The following is a 19,831-nucleotide window of genomic DNA, read 5'->3' as shown; positions in this document are numbered from 1 at the left end:
CGTATGAAAGCAGTATTCCTGTATATAACATTGATGAGCCTGTGTAGTATGGTTGCTGCACAGGCTTCTTTAAACACTGCGCCAAAGGTAGTCCGCTACGATTTATACGTAGGCGACAGCATGGTACACTACTCCGGTAAAATGAGCCATGCACTTACTATCAACGGCACCATCCCCGGACCCGTCCTGCACTTTACAGAAGGAGACACTGCAGAGATTTATGTACACAACACATTGAAAGAAGAAACGTCTATACACTGGCATGGGCTCATCTTACCCAATCAGTACGACGGCGTTTCCTATCTGACCACGCGGCCTGTTAAAGCCGGTGAAACACACCTCTACCGCTTTCCCGTGGTACAACACGGCACCTATTGGTACCATAGCCATACGATGTTCCAGGAACAAAGCGGTATGTATGGCGCAATTGTTTTCCATGAACGGAAAGAAACTACCGCTAAAGAATATACGTTATTGCTGAGCGACTGGACCGATATGCATCCGCATACCGTAAACCGCTACCTGCACAATGCCAACGACTGGTTCGCCATAAAAAAAGGATCGGTGCAGAGCTACGCCGAAGCCATACAGCATAAGCATTTCAAAACAAAAGTGACCAATGAATGGAAACGCATGAATGCAATGGATGTGAGCGATGTATATTACGAACGCTTCCTGTCGAACGGTAAAGAAACAGATGAACAGCCGCAATTTAAAGCCGGTGATAAAGTAAGGTTACGCATCATAAACGGCAGCTCCTCCACTTATTTCTGGCTGAACTATGCCGGCGGGAAACTCACCGTAGTGGCCAATGACGGCGCCGATGTGGAACCCGCGGAAGTAGACAGGCTCCTCGTGGGCGTATCTGAAACCTACGACGTAATAGTGACCATCCCGGATAATATGCAGTATCAGTTCCTTGCCACTGCGGAAGACCGTACCCGCTCCACTTCGCTGTGGCTGGGCCAGGGCATGAAGATGCCGGCAAAGCCCTTACCCCACCTGAAGTATTTCGAAGGCATGAAGATGATGAATGATATGATGAAAATGGATGGCAACCTCGATACCAGCACTGGTATGCAAATGAGTAACCAGGTAATGGATATGAACACGGTCATGTATCCTGAAATCACCGGTGATGATAAGCGGGTGAAACACGCAGGTCATGATATGCAAAACATGCAAATGGATAGCACTGCCGGAGATATCGTAACCCTGAACTACGGTATGCTGCGGGCGCCGGAAAAAACAACGCTGCCGCCCGGCCCCGTTAAACTCCTGCATTTTGAACTAACGGGGAACATGAACCGTTATGTATGGAGTATCAACAACAAAGTAGTATCTGAAACAGACAAGATCTTAATAAAAAAAGGCGAAATTGTACGGATCGTGTTGTACAACAACACCATGATGCGGCATCCCATGCACCTGCACGGGCATTTCTTCCGGGTGCTGAACGGACAGGGCGAATACTCGCCGCTGAAAACCGTACTGGACATTATGCCAATGGAAGTGGATACGATTGAGTTTGCCGCTACCGAAAGCGGTGACTGGTTCTTCCACTGTCACATTTTGTATCACATGATGAGTGGCATGGGACGGGTGTTTAGTTACGAAAATTCACCACCAAACCCGGAAGTGCCGGACCCTGCCAGGGCATACCGTATGTTGAAGAAAGACGACCGCATGTTGTACCCGATGGCGCGCGTAGGGCTGGAAAGCACCGGTAGTGATGGTGAAATCGTAGTTGCGAATAGCCGTTACCGTTTGTCTACCGAATGGCGTGTAGGGTTAAACGACCGGGATGGTTATGAAAGTGAAAGCCATTTCGGAAGATATCTCGGTAAGAACCAATGGCTGTTCCCTTACATCGGTTGGGACGTGCGTTACCGCAAAATGGATGAACCGGAGAAAAATCTCTTCGGCCAGAAAAATACAAAGGATTTCAGGCAGGTATTTCATGTGGGCGTGGAATACACTTTACCCATGCTGATCGTGGCAGATGCTTCTGTAGACACAGATGGTAAAATAAGGGTGCAGTTAACAAGAGAGGACGTGCCACTTACAAGAAGGTTACGTTTTGGTTTTATGGTGAACACCGATAAAGAATACATGGCGGGGTTCCGGTACATTGTTACAAAGAACTTTGCATTTTCCACGCACTACGACAGTGACATGGGACTCGGCGCAGGTATTACATTAAGCTATTAAAACAAGCAGCAATGGAACATCAGCATCAGCACAACACCATGAAAATGGAGCATGCGCATGCATCCATGAATCACGGTGCACATCACGATCATCATGCCATGATGATCGCCGATTTCAGGAAACGTTTTTATGTAGTGCTGGTGCTGACGGTACCGGTAATGTTACTATCGGAAATGATTCAGCACTGGCTGGGCATTTCTTTTACATTTCCGGGAGATGGATATGTTTTGCTGGTATTATCTTCTGTTGTGTTTCTTTATGGCGGATGGCCTTTCCTGAAGGGGTGGTGGGAGGAAATGAAAAGCCGGGAACCGGGCATGATGACGCTCATCGGCTTTGCCATTACGGTAGCCTACGTGTACAGCGTGGCTACCGTATTCGGTTTGCCCGGCATGGATTTTTTCTGGGAGCTTACCACCCTGATCCTAATCATGCTGCTGGGACACTGGATTGAAATGAAATCGGTGATGGGCGCCTCGCGGGAGCTGGAGCTGCTGGTGCAGCTGATGCCGGATGAAGCGCACCTGGTACATGGCAATCATGTGATGGATGTAAAAACCGCGGAACTGAAAGCGGGAGATGTTATCCTGGTAAAGCCCGGGGAGAAAGTGGCTGCAGATGGTGCCATCCTGGAAGGCAACACGTCGTTGAATGAAAGTATGCTTACCGGCGAATCCAAACCGGTGGAAAAGCAGGCGAACGATAAAGTAATTGCCGGTTCTATCAACGGCAATGGCGCTATCAGGGTCACTGTTACGCATGGTGTGGCCGACTCCTATCTTTCGCAGGTAGTGAAGCTGGTGCAGGATGCGCAGCAATCCCGTTCGAAAACCCAGCTGCTGGCCGACAAAGCCGCGCGCTGGCTTACAGTAATTGCCATTTTATCCGGTATTGCCACTTTCTTATACTGGTGGTTGAGCGGCCGGGAGTTGTCGTTTGCCATAGAGCGCATGGTAACGGTGATCGTGATCTGTTGCCCGCATGCGCTGGGCCTGGCGGTGCCGCTGGTAATTGCGAAATCCACCGCTTTATCCGCAAGGCATGGGTTGCTCATAAAAAACCGCACCGACTTTGAGAATTCGAGGAAGATTACCACTATTGTTTTTGATAAGACAGGTACCCTCACCGTAGGCCGTTTTGAAGTGGTGAGGTTTGATTCATTGCAGCAGGGTATTTCCAAAGAAGAGATCCTGGAAATGGCGGCTGCGCTGGAAGGCAGTTCCGAACATCCCATTGCTACGGGGATTACAGGTAAAGCAAAAGAAATGCAGCTTACCCCGCCGGCGGCGGAAAATGTAACGGCCATCACCGGGAAAGGTATCACCGGCAATATTGCCGGGAAAGAAGTGCAGGTGGTGAGTCCGGGTTATGTGGCCGAAGAGTTCAGGGATGCCGCTACCGCCAACATTGAGCCGGGAGAAACCCTGGTATATGTGATAAAGGACAACAAGGTAGCGGGCTTTATTGCGCTGGCGGACCAGATCCGGCCGGAATCGGCAGGCGCCATTGCCACGCTGAAGGAAAACCGGATCAAAACGGTGCTGCTCACCGGCGATAACAAAGTGGTAGCAGAAAGCGTAAGTAAGACGCTTGGTATGGACAGCTATATTGCTGAAGTGCTGCCGCACCAGAAACTGGATAAGATTAAAGCATTGCAGCAACAGGGCGAGTTTGTAGCCATGACCGGCGACGGTATCAACGACGCCCCCGCGCTGGCGCAGGCCAACGTGGGTATTGCCATCGGCAGCGGAAGCGATGTGGCGGCAGAAACGGCCGGCATCGTACTGGTGAACAGCAACCCGCAAGACGTAGTAAACCTGATTTTATTTGGTAAGGCCACTTTCCGGAAAATGATCCAGAACCTCGCCTGGGCAACGGGTTATAATATTGTGGCGCTGCCATTGGCCGCCGGCGTGCTTTATAAAGAGGGAATTATGCTGAGCCCCGCTGCAGGAGCGGTGTTGATGACAGTAAGCACCGTGGTGGTAGCCATTAATGCCAGCCTGTTGAAAGTGAAAGGTTCCGGGAAATAAATAATCACTAAATTGCAATAGGATTATGAATGTGATATAACTGATTTTACAACTGTATTGCTTTGTCAGCTATCCCGCGAATGCCTCTCAAAATATAGCCATATGAACATCGGTCAACTTTTTCACCGTGTTGTAAATACCGGAACCTTCCGCCAGGAGGAATCGCTGGCAAAGGTGACCAGGATGGTTAATACTTTTTCTGTTGTTACCACCACGCTTTGCCTTTTATTCGGCATCCCTGCTTACATGGGCACCGGGAAATTTGACCTGCTGATCCCTGCTTATATAGAAGCCGGACTTTTCCTCGGCGTATTTTTCCTTAACGCTGTAAATAAACCCGTTTTAGCCAGCATCGCCTTCATTGCCATTAACAATATCGCCATCGTTTATTTCAGCGCCGTAATGGGCATGTTAACGGAAGTACACCTGTTATTCCTGTTCCTGCTCGGGGCGTCGCTCATGATTTTCAGAACACGCGCGCTGGTGGTAGCCAGTATCGTGGTGGCGGTGGTGTCGGTAACGGCCTGCGAAATCAATTATTACTACACACTGATCACTCCCATGGAAATGGGGCATAGCCAGCAATTTATCATCCGCTGGATAACGCTACCGGCTATACTTTTGCTGGATGTAGCTACTATCTTCCTGTATGTAAGAAAACTAAAAACGCTCAATATAAAACTGGCAAAAGCAACGGATGAGAAAACGATCTTTGTCAGGGAAACCAGCCATGAAATCAGGAACCCGCTGAATGCCATTTACGGTATCAGCCAGGATCTGATGATGAAAGCGCAGAAAGAGGAACGTTATAGTGATATCCGCCCGGAAATAGAGCACCTGTATTCCGCTACGCATAATGTTTTACAGATCATCAATAATGTGCTGGCCATTTCTAAAATAGAAGACGGCGCAGCCCATGCCATTCATCCCGAATCATTTAATATCCGCGAACTGATTTCCGACAAGATCATCGTATACCAATACATTGCTGATCTGCGGGGAATAAAGATCAGGGCAGATATTGCAGAAGATATGCCCTGCTATATACTGGCAGATAAAAACAAACTGGCACAGGTACTGAATAACCTGCTGTTTAACGCCATCAAATTTACCCGCACCAACAGCCTGATTTCAGTTGGCGTTTTGTGCGAAGAAGCACATTGGCAGTTCATGGTAAAGGACCAGGGCCAGGGTATTCCTGCAGCGGACCTGGTGACCCTGTTCACACCGTTTAAATCAGGTAAAAGCGATTTTGAGGGAACGGGTCTTGGATTACCGATCACAAAAAAATATGTGGAAATGATGAGTGGAAAGATTACTGTTACCAGTATACCGGAAGAAGGAGCCACCTTTATTGTGCGGTTGCCATTAACGGTGAGTTCGGCGCCGTCGCCTGCCCAGGGAGGCTGGATGGAATTAACGCTCCATAAAGGGCTGAAAAGCCTGGTAATTGATGATAATGAGATGAGCCAGCTGGTATTGTCCAGCTTTCTGCGCAGGCTCGGCTTCACTACCATAGTGGCCGGCAGCGGGGCAGAAGGTATTAACAAAGCAATGGATGAAAAACCGGATCTTATTTTCATAGATAGTTATATGCCGGGACTTAGCGGGAAAGATACCCTTCAACTGCTCGGTGATATACCTGCTTTAAAAAATATTCCGGTGATCGCCGTATCGGGCGATGCATTCCAGGAGTCGATCGATGATATGCTGGGTGCGGGCGCCAGGGAATATATCTCTAAACCTATTGATCTTAAACTGTTGAACAGCACCGTAAATAAAGTGTTGTTCCAATAGTTACGCATATACGTACTGATAGCGGGTAGTATCTTTACCACTCCAGTCGATGTTGCCTTTCATCATTTGTCCCAACGTTAAAATATACTTTTCCAGTACCGGCCGTACGCCAGCTGCGCATACAGCGGTGAGCACATCGGCGGTGTTGTTGAACAATGCAACTTCGGAGTTGTGGATCTTCACGGCCTGTTCTACCGCCTGGTCCAGCGTAAGCTGCTGGTGATGTTTCAGCAGCATAACCAGGTTCAGTTCATCGCCGAGTTCTGATTCTTTCGAGAAGGAGTAGAGATCGTTGGCCCAGCAAATGGTACGGCTGCAATATAATCCCATGTTTTTTACCTGCGGGTTGGCGCGCAGATCGGCGGGCAGATGGATGGCGCTCATCAGGGTAGCCAGTTCCAGGAAAAAGTTAGCGCCGCCGATCTGGGGGCGAAAGCGCATATAATCTTTCAGGGAAATATTGCGGGCATGATCCACGTGTTGCATACGCCACAAATTGGCAGTAAAGGCATCTTTCAGGCTGCGGGCGAAACGCGCCTGCCAGGCCCGGTTGCTGATCCGGCACATCCGCTGCCAGATATCGCTCATGGCAGCCAGCAGGGGACCGCCGCTGTCCAGCGTAAACGTCCGGCCGGTCTGCAGGATCTGCATCATGTGATGCGCCATACGCTCAAAGCCGGTGTTGAATTCATTAGGCGCCAGCGCATCGAGATGATCATCCCACAAAAAAAGAAGCGTGTTAAAATCGCTCGCAATACATAGCGAAAAAAACGGTGCATCCGGGAACATCCTGGCTACCATCCAGGTGAACTTCTGATCATGATAAGCATTCCAGGAGCTTTCGTCTGTAGCAAGATGAAAAGTATGCACCCAACCGGTGGTATGTGCATCCGCTTCATGTACCTGCGGATGCAGGCGCTGAGGATATGGACAATAAAGGTCCGGACGGGAAATGGTTGTAAACATGACACATTGTATTTAAAAGTGAATAGATAAAAGTTGACGTTGATAGTTGGCTTTAGATTACTTTTACAAAAATCTCAATGTACCTGGCGACGTGTGAAAAAATAGCAGGAACACTTCTGCAACAATGAACAATTGACCAATTCAGCCGTTATAGTTATAAGCAAATTATCAACCGTTACTGTAATCAACCATCATAAGCAAGTGAACAAATCGCGCAATTCAAATCAGTCAATAGCATAAGTATTATCAACCTTAAAACTCACATGTATGTGGACTTGTTTACGTTCCTGCAAACGCGGAACATTTTCTTTATACCTGATGCTCTGCTGTACTGCTGCAGCCTTTGCCCAAAACATTAAAGTCACCGGAACAATTACTTCCACCAAAAAGGAAGTCATACCTGGCGTTTCTGTATTACTGAAAGGTACTAAAACAGGCAGCGTTTCCGATGCAGCCGGTAACTATTCCATCAGCGCACCGGCCAATGGCGTACTGGTCTTTAATGCCATCGGCTATCTGCGCCAGGAAATTCCCATTAACAACCAAACCACTATCAACGTCACCGTAGTGGAAGACAACAAACAGCTGGGAGAAGTAGTAGTCACCGCTTTGGGTATCACCAAAGCTAAAAAGAGCCTGGGCTTTTCGGCAACTGAAATTAAAGGCGGCGACCTGGCCATGACCAATGAAGTAAACCCGGTGAATGCCCTGCAGGGAAAAGTAGCCGGCGTGCAGATCGACCAGGGCGCAGGCGGACTTTTTGGAAGCACCAAGATAGTGATCCGCGGTAACTCCACCCTCCGTAGTAACAACCAGCCCATTTTTGTGATAGATGGCGTAATCGTGGATAATGGCACGTTCAGCGGTACGGGCCGTGACTTTGGTAATGACCTGAAGAACCTGAACATGGAAGACTTTGAGTCTGTTACCGTGCTCAAAGGATCATCCGCTGCCGCGTTATACGGTTCCCGCGCTATCAACGGGGTCATCCTCATCACTACCAAAAAAGGACATGAAAGAAAAGGTTTAGGCATTAACGTTAGTCAGACGTTTAATGTATTCAAACCTTACTCCGGCCCCGACTTCCAGAATGAATTCGGCGGTGGCACCGTAGGCAATTTTTTTACTGATAACCGCGATCCCAATTACAAACCGAACGAACAATGGAGAACAAAGGTGTTCCCCACAGACCCGGCCACCGGTAAGCCGTATATCGACCGGCAGATAGGACGGGAACTGGAGAACTGGGGACCCCGCTTTGCCGGCCAGGACGTTATCAACTACGACGGCACCCCCACAAAATATGTAGCGCAACCCAATAATTTCCTCGACGCATTTCAAACCGGTCATGGTTCCGCTACCAACGTGTCGCTAGATGGCGGTAACGACCGCTCCACCTTCCGCGTGTCCTACACCCGCGACCAGAGCGAAGGTATTGTAGCTAAAAATAGCCTGCTCAAAAACAGCGTGGAAGCACGCGTTACCCATGTGATCAATAAATTCCTGAGCGCTGATGTAAGCACCAACTACACCTATTTCACCGGAAGGAACCCGCCACGGCTGGGTGGCCTGGATGCCTTTGCTTCCTATAACTTCGGTAAACTGTTTACCTGGATCCTGCCACGTAACTATGATACGCGTTACTGGATGCAAAAAGCACATTACACCAGCGCACTCGGCGGCGCTCCCAACCCGGCAGATCCTAATGAAACGAACAAGTCGCCGGAATCCCGCTTCTGGTTTAATTTATATGAAAACGATTATTTCCAGAATGAGCAAACCATCCGCGGGCGTGTAGCCATTACCGCTAAGCTCACCCCCTGGGCTAACCTGGTACTGGAAGGCAACGTAAATAACCTGTACACCAAAAATGAAAACAAAGAACTGGGACAGGGACAGAATTTCACCGGTGGCTTATACGGTATTGGACATACGAGCAAAGAAAGTTATTTCTTTAAATGGATGGGAACCATTAATAAAACCCTCACGAAAGATCTTGACCTCAGCGGTTACATAGGCGGTGAAACCCAACGTTTCCAAACTACCTACAATTACAGCGAAACAGTAGGCGGACTCAGTTACCCCGGCAATTACTTCCTGGCAAACTCTGTAGAGAAGCCAAGAGCAGAAGGCGGGCTGAAAAGTAAGAAAGCCTTTAACTCTATTTATGCAAGCGTGGACCTGGCCTGGAAAAACCAGCTGTTTGTACAGGGTACCTTCCGCGGCGACTGGTCATCCGCGCTCACCTATACAGATGGCAGCGGTAATTTCTTTTACCAGTACCCGGCTGTCAGCGTTTCCTGGCTGTTCTCCGAAACCTTTAAACTGCCTGCATGGATTTCCTATGGTAAGTTAAGAGGTAATATCGCCGGACTGGGTAATGATACCGATCCTTTTAATATTAACCCCGGATTTGCGTTTAACGGTTACACTTCTTCCGGCGGTCTGGACCTGCCCATCTCTACTTACAGCCGGTACCCTGATCCGCTTACCGGTAAATTTATTGCACTGGTACCCGATCTGAAACCCGAAAGAAAAGTAGCTAAGGAACTGGGTATGGAAATGCGTTTCTTCAAAAGCCGGGTAGGCTTTGATGTATCTGTTTACCAGGATAATACCAAAAACCAGATCCTCGATATTGGCACTCCGCCGGAATCCGGACTGGAAGGCATTATCATCAACGCCGGAAATATCCAGAACAGGGGCCTGGAAGTGATGATCGATGGAACACCGGTGAAAACAAACAGCTTTGAATGGAACACCAGCGTGAACTACTCTCTCAACAGGAACCTCATTAAATCGCTGTACCCCGGCAGAACAGAGTACGACCTGAAAGCTAATGTAGGAGAAATCAGTACCTGGGCTATTGTAGGTAAATCCTACGGTACCCTCCGTACTACCATCCATTCAAAAGCATACCAGGCCACCGACGCCAACGGCAACCCGGTAGCCGATCCCAATAACGGCAAACCTGAACTGGCCTGGCGCTCCGATGCACGCGCCGGATTTCCTGCCCGCAGCAACACCCTGCAGGATGTAGGTGATATCAATGCAAAGTTCCGAGCAGGATGGAGCAATACTTTCCGGTTTAAAAATCTTTCGCTGAACGTATTACTGGATGGCAAATTTGGCGGTGACTTTGTACTGCTTACCTATCGCTATGGCACACATACCGGCGTATTGCCCAACACGCTCCAGGGAAGGGATGCAGAACATGGCGGCATCACCTGGACCAGCAAGTATGATCAGCAAACCTACGACGACGGACTTATTCCCGACGGCGTATTTGCCAAAGGCCAGATGGTGACCATGCCCGATGGCTCACAGGTAAATGTAGGCGGCATGACCTATCAGCAGGCTTATGAAAAAGGTTTTGTGGAACCTACGCATGCCCCGCAGTTTTATTATCGCTATGGTTCTTCTTCTACCGGTGTTTCCGATTACTGGATCAAAAAGAATTCCTGGATTTCTTTGAGACAGGTGTCTTTGGCGTACCAGTTTTCACCGGCACTCTGCAAGAAGCTGATGCTGAATAATCTCAGCGTGGCGATTATTGGCCGCGACTTACTATACCTGTACAATTCATTGCCTTTTAATTACAATCCTGCTTCCAACAACTCCAATAACACGGCCTTCTCCGGTGAAGAAGGATTTCTGCCGATGGTACGCTCCATTGCAGGCACTATCAGGGTTGGGTTCTAAAGGAAATTAAATTGTACAAACAAAAAATCAAGATCATGAAAAATACATTTCAATATATAAGAACCGGTTTGTTGCTGGCACTGCTGGGCGTTAGTTCGTGCTCTAAAAATTTCGGAGATATCAATACCAACCCCAGTCTCGTTTCCAAGCCGGATGTGAAGTTCCTTTTAAGTTATTCGCAGGATAAGATCATTACCTACCAGGGTACAGAATGGGTGTGGGAAAGCATGGAACAGCTGATGCGTTTTACGCAGCATGTTACTTCCAGTCCGTACGAAATCACCAACAATGTAAATACCCGCTATAATAACTACTACCTGCAAATCTTACCTAATCTTTTTGAGATAAGAAAGCAGGTAGAGGCGATGCCGAATAAAGATGCGTACCAGAAGATTGCGATGGCCACCTACGTATTACAGGTGCTCCACGGGATTAAAGTAACGGATATGAATGGCTCCATTCCTTATTCACAAGCCATTGAAGGCCGTTACCAGGCGCAATACGGACCGGTATACGATGAGCAGCCCGCCCTGTTCAATAACTGGCTTTCACAACTCGATGCGGCCATTGCGGTGCTGTCCAATAATTCACTGCCTGCGCAGGTAGGCTACGGTCAATCGGATATTTTTTACCAGAGCGACTGGACTAAATGGGTGAAGCTGGCCAACACGCTTAAACTTCGTATAGCCGCCAGGTTAGAGAACGCTGATAAAGCAAAATGCCAGGCCATTTTTCAGCAGGTATTAAAAGATGCTACCGGGCCTATTGATGGCGACGATTCACAGGTGAAGTATCTCAACAGCACCTATACGCCCTTTGGCAACGGGGGAGATATCGATTACCGCAGCCGCCGTTATGCCACCACGTCCATCATGGCGTTCCTGAAAAAGAGCCAGGACCCGCGTTTACCGGTATATTTTGAAAAGAACGACCTGGTAGGCGGTTATAAAGATTCGCTGGCAAAATACAACGTTACATTGCCTGCTTTCATTAATCCCAACGATCCGCTGATCATGTACCAGGGCGGTCCGGCCGACTGGACCACCAATCCTACGGTGGCAGCGTATATCGGGAATGGGTTTATTGTGAGCCAGTATACCAAATACAACCTGATATCGCCCATTAACCGCAGGTTCTTTTCTCCCAAACTGAACTCGGCTACGGGCAATTTCCTCGATGTACCGGTTACCTACGCCGAAACCTGTTTTTATATAGCAGAGTTTATACAGAAAGGATATGCCGGTGGAGCGGATACCAAAGGAACGGCGGAAGACTGGTATAAGAAAGGTATTACATCTTCCATTCAAACCATGAATGCGATTGCGGTAGCAGCCGGTTCTACTACCGCTTACACGGGCACGGGGTTAACTGAAATCAATGCCTATCTGAATAATGCGCAGGTGAAATTCAATGGTGTTAATAACCTCGAACGGATCTACATACAGGCTTACCTGAGCATGTACCGGCAGGCTAATGAAGCGTATGTATTTTGCAGGCGCACAGGGTATCCGAAAACGGGTTCTGCTTACTATGGCAGGGAAACTTTTAATGAGCTGATACCGCGCCGGTTCTGGTTAACAGATCCAGGCGAAGTAAACAGGGCCAACTGGAATACGGCGATGCAGCAGCAGGGCTTTACGCCCAATGCACAGGATTTGCCTACACTGAGTTCGCAAAGGATCTGGTATGATAAACAGGCGCCGGATTTTGGAAAGGGATTGTAGAGAAGTGGTGTTACTCAAAGAAGACTGCCTCATTTATAATGAGGCAGTTTTTTTATTTTCCGGTTGAATGAGAATTAATATGGTAAATTTGAATTTCAGTGGCCGATTAATAAGTCTCTTTATTACTTCTCCAATACTTCTCGGATACATCTCCAATACTTCTCAGATACTTAGGACTCGTCTATGTGTCGTATTCCCCATACAGTCCCCATACAGTCCCGATACAGTTCCCATACTCTCACAATACTCTCATGATACACTCCCCATACACTGTGACTATTTCTGGCCGCAACAGATTCCGGCATAATCCGGCAAAAAGCGGCAAAACCGGCAGGTTTATTTTTATGCATTTATGCAGAAGAGTAACTTCGAATCTCAAACTTTCGGCAGGGTACTATAACGTGGCGGCTATCCTGTTAACGGTTTCTTTCAGCGCTGTTAAAGAAGAGGTACTCGTCACCTTATTGACTTTCATCCGGATAATTTTATCCTTCTTTCTTACCATGATCAGCTGGAAGTTATCGCTGTCGGTTTGAAAGAAGCCTTCATCGCCGGTGTTATCGAGTAGCTGGATGTTGCCATTGTGGCGGTTGTCGTCCAATATACCGGTGTAGGTTTTTTGTGCAGCAGCTACTGAACGGTACTTTTCATAGTTGTAGTACACATTACCGGTTTTCCCGGAAACGGGGTCCGATTCCACGGCTGTAAAAGCGCAGCGGTACTTCAGTGCATCGCGTTCCTGTTTTTCTGATTTCAGGGTGAGTAATGCAGGCTGGCCCAGTATTTTTGCGGCGTCTGCGGGAGTGAGGTAGAAGTAGGGAACGGTATCTGTGGCAAAGCCTGATGAAATCAGGGGAAGCAGCAGGAATAGAAAGAGCAGTGTTTTCATAACAGTATCAGTTAAGAGGAATTTACACGGTTGCTACTTTTCTTGTATCACAATGTCTTATTGCTAAAGCGTCTTTTTGTATTGTTAATGAAGTTACAACTTCCTGTTTGATAAGACTAATAAGTTTCCCGGTAAGTCAGAAGCCGGATACATCAATCCGGCACGGCGTGAAAATTCTTAATGCTTTCTTTTTTTGCTGGACGCTTCGGTGTTGATTTTTTCTTTCTGCCCCACCAGATGAGAAAACCTGTAACAGGTAAAGAAGCGGCAATCAGGGCGGCGAAGAACATCAGGAGCCGGCCCGGGAGTCCGGCGATGCTGCCCACATGGATGTCGTAATTCATGCGTACCGCTTTCTCTGCCACGGTGGCGTCTTTATACTTACCGAGATAGGAAGGCGTAATTTCCCGGCCGGTATGCTGATCGAAATAGAGGTAGTCGGCATCATAAAACTGGTGGCGACCAGGGTAGGCCCTGGCAATGATGGCTGCGGAATCGTTGGCAGGCAGGGAAATGCTGTAGCCTGCGGCCTGCGGATAATGGTCCATAAAGGATCCAAATACCTGGTTAATGAGGGTGCTGTCTTTCACCGGCGCATGATTACCGGATTTCACCGGCACGGCACCCGGCCTTTTCTGGCCGCCGCTGAATACCCAGAATTCAGCCTGCGCCATCCAGGTGAAGCTCCATACCAGGCCGGTTAAGGCGGCGAAAATAACGATCCAGCTGGCATAAAATCCCAGCACATTATGGAGATCATAGTTCAGTCTTTTTGGCGAAGCATCCAGCTTAACGCGGAAGCTGACTTTCCGGCGGGCCTTGTTGCGCGGCCACCACAGCACGATGCCGGTTACGAGCATCAGGAAGAACACCAATGTACTGCATCCGACTATAACGCCGCCGGTTTCCTGCGGGAGCCACAGGTGCATATGGCCTTGCAGGATAAAATGAAAGAACTCATCGTCGCGGTTAAGCACCTTCTGCACTTTGGCCGTATAGGGATTTACGTATACGTTGTAGTAGTGATAGGGTTTCTTTTGGAAGAACTGAACCACGGCCGCTTTGTCTTTCCCCTGGTACAGGATGCGGAATGCCTTTTCGCCACCCATGCTGGCTTCTCCCGCTGTACGGATGGCAGTTACAGGCTGAAAGGGCAGGTCCTGCGGAGTTACGTGCTGATAGGAAGCCGTGTATTCAGACAATTCCGGTTCCCAGGCGTAAATGGCGCCGGTGATGGAAATGATGAATACAATGATCCCGGAAACGAGTCCCAGCCAGAGATGCAGCCAACCGAATATTTTTTTGATGCGCATGTGTTAAAATGTAAAATGAAAGCACAGCGAACCGTGCTTTCATGGATGTATGAATGGCGAAAACCCTATAGTTTGATCACGAGGTTCACCGCATAGTTACGTGGCGGCTGCGGCTCGCCCCATGGACCCCAATACATGGTATTTGAAACATTATCCAGTTTTATACCGATGCGGTAACCAGGCCGGTCGTAGAACACGGTGCTGTTTACGAGTGCATAGGCAGGGAAGAACAAGGTATTAGCATCATCAAAAGGCGTTTCGCTGTTGTAAAACAATCCGCCGCCAATGCCGAGGCCCTGTAGTTTCCCTTTCACCAGCCGGTAGCTGATCCAGGTGTTGGCCATATGCTTACCGCCGGAGCGCGCAGGTCGTTTCCCTACGTTAGCATTGGCTTTGGTGATCTCGCTTTCGTTGAACCCGTAACCGGCTGTAATGTTAAGTCCAGGGAAAGGATTGGCGATCACTTCGGCTTCAAAGCCTTTGCTTTTCTGCGATCCATCCTGTATTGAAAAGGCGGGGTCTTCGGGATTTGAGCGCAGCTTGTCGGTCACGTTAATGTCGTATGCGCTGAGGGTAACGTTTAATTTGCGCTCAAACAGTTCTGCTTTCACGCCGCCTTCCCATTGGTTGGCCTGTTCCGGCTTGAAGAGGTTACCCTGTTTATCTGTTTGGGCGCTGTAAGTAAAGCCGTTCTGGTAGTTGGCGAAAACAGACAGCTGGTCTTTGATCAGCTGGTATACCACGCCGAATTTTGGAGAGAAAGATGATTTGCTGTAGCTGCCGGTTACATTGCCGTTCAGCAGGTTGGTGGTGCCCTGGTTATCTACTTTATCCCAACGGAGACTTAGCATCAACAGCAGGCGATCCGTAAAATTGATCACATCTGAAGCATAGATGCCGTAGCGGTCAAGATGGCTTTTATAGAAGTTATTCGCCTGTGCAGTAGGAGTGGGGAACATAGGATAAATTTTTTCCATCATCAGGAACCTGGTAGGTGCTGAAGCGCTCACCGTATCGAGGATGAAGCGGGAAGTATAAGTTGGCTGCGTGATATCAGCCAGGTAATCCAGACCCACCAGTATACGGTGTTTGATGGAACCGGTATGGAAAGTACCATTCAGGTTCTGCTGGAGCTGAATAGTATTGTAGTTGTGACTATACTTCTGAAGCTGACGGGTGATGCTATCTTTTCCCGGCAGCCAGTTGCCGGAGAACTGGTACTGTTCGCGGGCGTTCACACCGCCGGTGGAGAATACGGTGGTGGTGTTCCAGTTACTGTTGATCTTATAATTCATTTGTGCGAATACGTTATATCCGGGGAAAGTAGATATAAGATCATTGGTATAAAAGGTCCGCTTATAGTATTTACCCATTGCCTCTTTGTAATCAGTAACACCGGCTGCCGGGTTCAGATAGGCGATGGACGGTGTTCCGCGGTTACGGAACGTTTCGAGGTCTACGAGGAAGCTCAGTCGCTCATTAGCCTGGTAAGAGAAGGCGGCAGACAGGAAATAGTTTCTTTTGAAGCCTGCTTCCTGGAAGCTTTCCTGGGCATGCCTGCCGAAGTTTACGCGCAGCAGTGCTGTTTTTTCCTTATTCAGCGGTGCATTCAGATCGATGGTAATGCGATTCAGGTTGTAACTTCCTGCGGTCAGGCTAACATCTGTTTTGAAGGTATCGAAAGGTTTCTTGGTCACACGGTTTACCAGCCCGCCATAAGATACGGCGCCGGTGCCAAATAATGTGCCGGAAGGACCTTTGATCACTTCAATCCTTTCCAGGTTGGATACGTCTACCGTTACCAGCTGGTTGGCCATCATACCATTTCGTATATAGTTCTGCGTGCGGAAGCCACGGATAATAGTAGAGGTACGGCCATTGCTCACCGTTTCAGTGGAATTCACGCCGGCTACATTCTTGATCGCATCTTTATAATCCACGATAACCTGCTCCTGCATCAACTCGGATCCTACAATGCTGTATACCTGCGGATTTTCCAGGTTCTTCAACGGCATGCGGGCTACGTAATCTGTTTCTTTTTTTGCAAATTTATTACGACCGCTTGCTACAATCACTTCCTGCAAAGTTTGTTTGGAAGCACTGAGTTGGAAATCGGCTTCCGCAGTTTCTCCTGCTGTTACGGTCACTGAACGGCTGACCACATCACGGCCGGTTATAAAAATCTCCACGGTATATGTGCCGGGAGTAATATTGCGGAGTGTATACGTTCCATTTTCGTTGGAGGTAGTTTGTTTGCGGGAATCTTTCAAACGGAGTCCCACACCAGGAACCGGTGTGCCGTCTTCCACTGTAATGCGGCCTTTGATGACGCCGTGTGCCGGATGCTGCGCTTTAACAGCCGTGTTTAACAAGGCCAGTAACGCACATGCCATTGCCAATGCAATAACTTTCATGATCAGTTTTTAAGATTTAGGGAATAGTGGGAATGCTACAACAGACGAACATAGTATTTATGTTCGCAAAGGTAGGAGGCAGGAGGGGCACAAAGGAATCGGATCGGGAATTTGGTTTACTCAATCGGGAAAAAAAAGATAGCAGGAATTAGGTCCTTATAAAAAAGAGGGTTTACTTCTTTATAAGGACCTTTAGTTTAGCGGTATAAAGGATGCTGCACTACCGTTGCGACTGGGTTCTTCCCACAACAATTTACAAAGTTTACATTTTAATTTACAATCAGGATCCTTGAAGTTAAAAGGATTAAAGTAGGTTCGCTGTATCAAGCTTTAATAGGATATGAAAAATAAAGGAACCTTTTTGAATAGCCTGCTCACTATGCCCGCTGAACTAATTCACTCTTCTGTGCAGGCTCAACAGAAACATGGCGCTAAGGATGTCGTTAACTGGCTACATGTCTAAGAAAGCAATGCAGCGATAGGTCTGCCAGTGTTTCTGTTCCCGATAATTAAATAGAAAAAATTATGAAATATGCACACGTATATGTCCTCTTCTGGATGCTTGTTTTTCATACTTCCTGCGGACAAAACCAAATAAACGTACCACAAGATAATTTCAGTAAAGAACACAATGGCTACTCCGAGTCCCAACTTAAAGAGTTGGCTACCTCCAAGGTACCTAAGAGTCAGGTTCGGCATGTAAAGCAGGCCAGAAATGGAGACATTTTGATTGCTGCATCATGGAGTGGTGCTTTTCGCTACGATGGAAAATCGTTTACTAATCTCACAAGTAATAAAATAGGTTCGCACAGATTCTGGGATGTTCTGGAAGATCGACACGGAAACCTTTGGTTCGCTTCCACTGATTCCGGAGTTTATAATGACAACGGCAAAACCTTTCAACATTTTACAACCAGGGAGGGGCTTGCCAATAACATGGTTATGTCTATTTATGAAGATAAAGGAGGTAATATCTGGTTCGGCGGAAATGGGCTAAGCCGTTACGACGGGAAATCCTTTCAAAATTTTACAACGAAAGACGGACTTCCCAATAATGGTATTAAGGCTATCATGGAAGACAAAACAGGGAAATTATGGATTGCCACATGGGACGGGCCTTGTTTTTATGATGGAAAAACATTTACCGTTTTAAAAGACAAAGATGGCAAAGCGTTTAAAAACGTTTGGTCAATAATCGAAGATAAAAAAGGAAGCATTTGGTTCGGTGACGCTGGTGGTCTTTGGCGCTATGACGGCAGAACGTTTACTAAGGTGTCGCAGAGGGGGGCTTATGCAATAATCGAAGATGAAAAAGGAAACATCTGGACTACAGGTAGCATAAATCCTCCTGGTGGGTCAGTCTGGGCGCTTTCACGTTATGATGCAAAGTCCTTGTACAACAAAAAACCTGCTGTAACCGAAATCTTGTCAGGACCACCAGCTTTTTTGGGACTTTTAGAAGCTAACGATGGAAGTATTTGGTTTGGATCCGGAGGCGGGGTGCATCGTTATGATGGAAAGACCTTTACAGACTTTAAAAAGTAAAGAAAGTCAGAAATAAAGTAATAGCCAGCCATTTTAAGATGGAATTGTGCTTCAGGCGGCACATTTTTCAGCATCGGCAAGTGGCTGACTAGTATTTATCTCTGACTTAGAATACCTTTATTGCTACTCCAATCCTTCAAATATTTTTCCTGCGGCCACACTCAACGCATCTTGTGCAGTGCGGTCGGCTTCATTCGTTAATATCACAATACCGGTATTCCGTTCAGGGTAAACGACGCAGTAACTGGAAAATCCAAACGTGCCGCCGCTTTGCCAGATCCTTCTTATACCGTTGCTGGTTTTATTCATCTGCCAGCTTAACCCCATCGCATAGCTATTGATATCGCCCCAGGCAGGTTGGTGTGTTAATTTTACTACCGGGTTGTTTTCATCGGTTTGCAGGCGGACATATTGCAGCATATCGGCTACGGAAGAATAGATGCCGCCGGCAGCCAGCAACAGCGGGGGATTGTATGGCATGATCCGTCCCTGTTGATTATAGCCTTTCGCCGCATTATCAGGAAGTGCTGCAGTGGTGTATTTCATCTGCTGCGGACGGGTAATATATTTTCTCACCAGTTGGGCGTACGGCATGCCGTATATGCGTTCCAGTATGAACCCAAGTAGTTGTGCCCCTGCATTGGAATATTTGAAATGATAACCGGGAATGGTATCCAGTTGTACCTGGTGAAGATCATTGAGGAAAGCAGCCATGGAATAGTCGTGCTGCAAACTATCGATCACGCCCGGGATGGAATCATCAGGGCGCTGGAAAAGATCGCGACGGTCGGGCAGCATGAAGGGTAAGCCGGAAACGTGTGCAATCAGGTGTTTCAGCTGGATAGCATGTGCTTTGTATTGCAGGTTGGGATAGTCGCCGTTCAGGTAAAAGCGGATGTCATCATCCAGTTTCACTTTTTTATCTGTTACTGCTTTGGCCAGTAAATAGCCGGTAAATGTTTTGGAAACGGAACCTATTTCGTAGGGTGTGTTGGGAGCGGGGAGGTTTGTTTTACTGTAACGGTAGATATAGGTCTGTCCGCCGGTATATACCCCTACTTCTGCACTAACGCGGGCGTTGTCCTGCATAAAAATGGTGAGCGCAGATTGAACAAGACTGTCCACTTTTGTTTTATGAAGATTATCAGTTGTTACCTGCGCCTGCGAAAGAAGGGTTGATAAGCATAAAAGAAATGCGGGGATAAAATGTTTCATGTTGGTTTTTTGAAAACACTTA

At 47.8% G+C, this 19,831-nt stretch carries 11 protein-coding genes; 6 read left to right on the top strand and 5 right to left on the bottom strand.

Going from position 1 to position 19,831, the window contains the following annotated elements; genetic code table 11:
* Nucleotides 1–3: 3 nt before the first annotated feature.
* The 3 genes from QFZ48_RS30935 (at nt 4) to QFZ48_RS30925 (ending at nt 6,041) form a co-directional block, all read left to right on the top strand.
* Nucleotides 4–2,211 (top strand): multicopper oxidase domain-containing protein, encoded by a 2,208-nt coding sequence (locus tag QFZ48_RS30935; RefSeq protein ID WP_429065321.1) that lies wholly within the window; start codon nt 4–6, stop codon nt 2,209–2,211.
* 11 nt (nt 2,212–2,222) lie between these two features.
* Entirely contained in the window at nt 2,223–4,244 is a 2,022-nt protein-coding gene (locus QFZ48_RS30930) for a copper-translocating P-type ATPase (protein WP_429065319.1), read from the top strand.
* A 102-nt stretch (nt 4,245–4,346) separates the two neighbouring features.
* Nucleotides 4,347–6,041, top strand: a complete 1,695-nt coding sequence (locus QFZ48_RS30925) for an ATP-binding response regulator (protein ID WP_429065317.1) — start codon at nt 4,347–4,349, stop codon at nt 6,039–6,041.
* On the opposite strand, the gene QFZ48_RS30920 is transcribed toward QFZ48_RS30925, so the two are convergent.
* Nucleotides 6,042–7,007: a terpene synthase family protein gene (locus tag QFZ48_RS30920; RefSeq protein WP_429046851.1), complete on the bottom strand. Its 966-nt coding sequence runs from the start codon at nt 7,005–7,007 to the stop codon at nt 6,042–6,044.
* Nucleotides 7,008–7,274: 267 nt separating this feature from the next.
* Between QFZ48_RS30920 and QFZ48_RS30915 the strand changes: the two genes are divergently transcribed.
* Both QFZ48_RS30915 and QFZ48_RS30910 read left to right on the top strand, forming a co-directional pair.
* Nucleotides 7,275–10,709, top strand: a complete 3,435-nt coding sequence (locus tag QFZ48_RS30915) for a SusC/RagA family TonB-linked outer membrane protein (RefSeq protein ID WP_429065315.1) — start codon at nt 7,275–7,277, stop codon at nt 10,707–10,709.
* Between the two features lie 35 nt (nt 10,710–10,744).
* The gene (locus QFZ48_RS30910; protein WP_429046853.1) at nt 10,745–12,433 is read left to right on the top strand and encodes a SusD/RagB family nutrient-binding outer membrane lipoprotein; all 1,689 of its coding nucleotides are present in this window, start codon (nt 10,745–10,747) and stop codon (nt 12,431–12,433) included.
* Nucleotides 12,434–12,827: 394 nt separating this feature from the next.
* On the opposite strand, the gene QFZ48_RS30905 is transcribed toward QFZ48_RS30910, so the two are convergent.
* The 3 genes from QFZ48_RS30905 to QFZ48_RS30895 all read right to left on the bottom strand — a co-directional run bounded on the left by QFZ48_RS30905 (nt 12,828) and on the right by QFZ48_RS30895 (nt 17,049).
* Entirely contained in the window at nt 12,828–13,322 is a 495-nt protein-coding gene (locus tag QFZ48_RS30905) for a hypothetical protein (RefSeq protein WP_429046854.1), read from the bottom strand.
* Between the two features lie 152 nt (nt 13,323–13,474).
* Nucleotides 13,475–14,635, bottom strand: coding sequence for a PepSY-associated TM helix domain-containing protein (locus QFZ48_RS30900; RefSeq protein WP_429046855.1), 1,161 nt, complete (start codon nt 14,633–14,635; stop codon nt 13,475–13,477).
* Nucleotides 14,636–14,700: 65 nt separating this feature from the next.
* Nucleotides 14,701–17,049: a TonB-dependent siderophore receptor gene (locus tag QFZ48_RS30895; protein WP_429065313.1), complete on the bottom strand. Its 2,349-nt coding sequence runs from the start codon at nt 17,047–17,049 to the stop codon at nt 14,701–14,703.
* A 525-nt stretch (nt 17,050–17,574) separates the two neighbouring features.
* Between QFZ48_RS30895 and QFZ48_RS30890 the strand changes: the two genes are divergently transcribed.
* A complete protein-coding gene (locus tag QFZ48_RS30890; protein WP_429065311.1) occupies nt 17,575–18,594 on the top strand; it encodes a ligand-binding sensor domain-containing protein in 1,020 nt (339 codons plus the stop codon).
* A gap of 123 nt (nt 18,595–18,717) precedes the next feature.
* On the opposite strand, the gene QFZ48_RS30885 is transcribed toward QFZ48_RS30890, so the two are convergent.
* Nucleotides 18,718–19,809 carry a serine hydrolase domain-containing protein gene (locus QFZ48_RS30885; protein ID WP_429046858.1) on the bottom strand — a complete coding sequence of 364 codons (1,092 nt, stop codon included), beginning with the start codon at nt 19,807–19,809 and terminating at the stop codon, nt 18,718–18,720.
* Nucleotides 19,810–19,831 lie beyond the last annotated feature (22 nt).

This window comes from Chitinophaga sp. W2I13, from assembly GCF_050434005.1.
Taxonomy (GTDB): domain Bacteria; phylum Bacteroidota; class Bacteroidia; order Chitinophagales; family Chitinophagaceae; genus Chitinophaga.
The sequence above is the reverse complement of the archived record's forward strand: the minus strand, read 5'-3'. Positions and strand labels throughout refer to the sequence as shown.

Coding starts and splice junctions, on each gene's coding strand:
- QFZ48_RS30935 (WP_429065321.1), top strand. CDS start 4: ATGAAAGCAGTATTCCTGTATATAACATTGATGAGCCTGTGTAGTATG.
- QFZ48_RS30930 (WP_429065319.1), top strand. CDS start 2,223: ATGGAACATCAGCATCAGCACAACACCATGAAAATGGAGCATGCGCAT.
- QFZ48_RS30925 (WP_429065317.1), top strand. CDS start 4,347: ATGAACATCGGTCAACTTTTTCACCGTGTTGTAAATACCGGAACCTTC.
- QFZ48_RS30920 (WP_429046851.1), bottom strand. CDS start 7,007: ATGTTTACAACCATTTCCCGTCCGGACCTTTATTGTCCATATCCTCAG.
- QFZ48_RS30915 (WP_429065315.1), top strand. CDS start 7,275: ATGTGGACTTGTTTACGTTCCTGCAAACGCGGAACATTTTCTTTATAC.
- QFZ48_RS30910 (WP_429046853.1), top strand. CDS start 10,745: ATGAAAAATACATTTCAATATATAAGAACCGGTTTGTTGCTGGCACTG.
- QFZ48_RS30905 (WP_429046854.1), bottom strand. CDS start 13,322: ATGAAAACACTGCTCTTTCTATTCCTGCTGCTTCCCCTGATTTCATCA.
- QFZ48_RS30900 (WP_429046855.1), bottom strand. CDS start 14,635: ATGCGCATCAAAAAAATATTCGGTTGGCTGCATCTCTGGCTGGGACTC.
- QFZ48_RS30895 (WP_429065313.1), bottom strand. CDS start 17,049: ATGAAAGTTATTGCATTGGCAATGGCATGTGCGTTACTGGCCTTGTTA.
- QFZ48_RS30890 (WP_429065311.1), top strand. CDS start 17,575: ATGAAATATGCACACGTATATGTCCTCTTCTGGATGCTTGTTTTTCAT.
- QFZ48_RS30885 (WP_429046858.1), bottom strand. CDS start 19,809: ATGAAACATTTTATCCCCGCATTTCTTTTATGCTTATCAACCCTTCTT.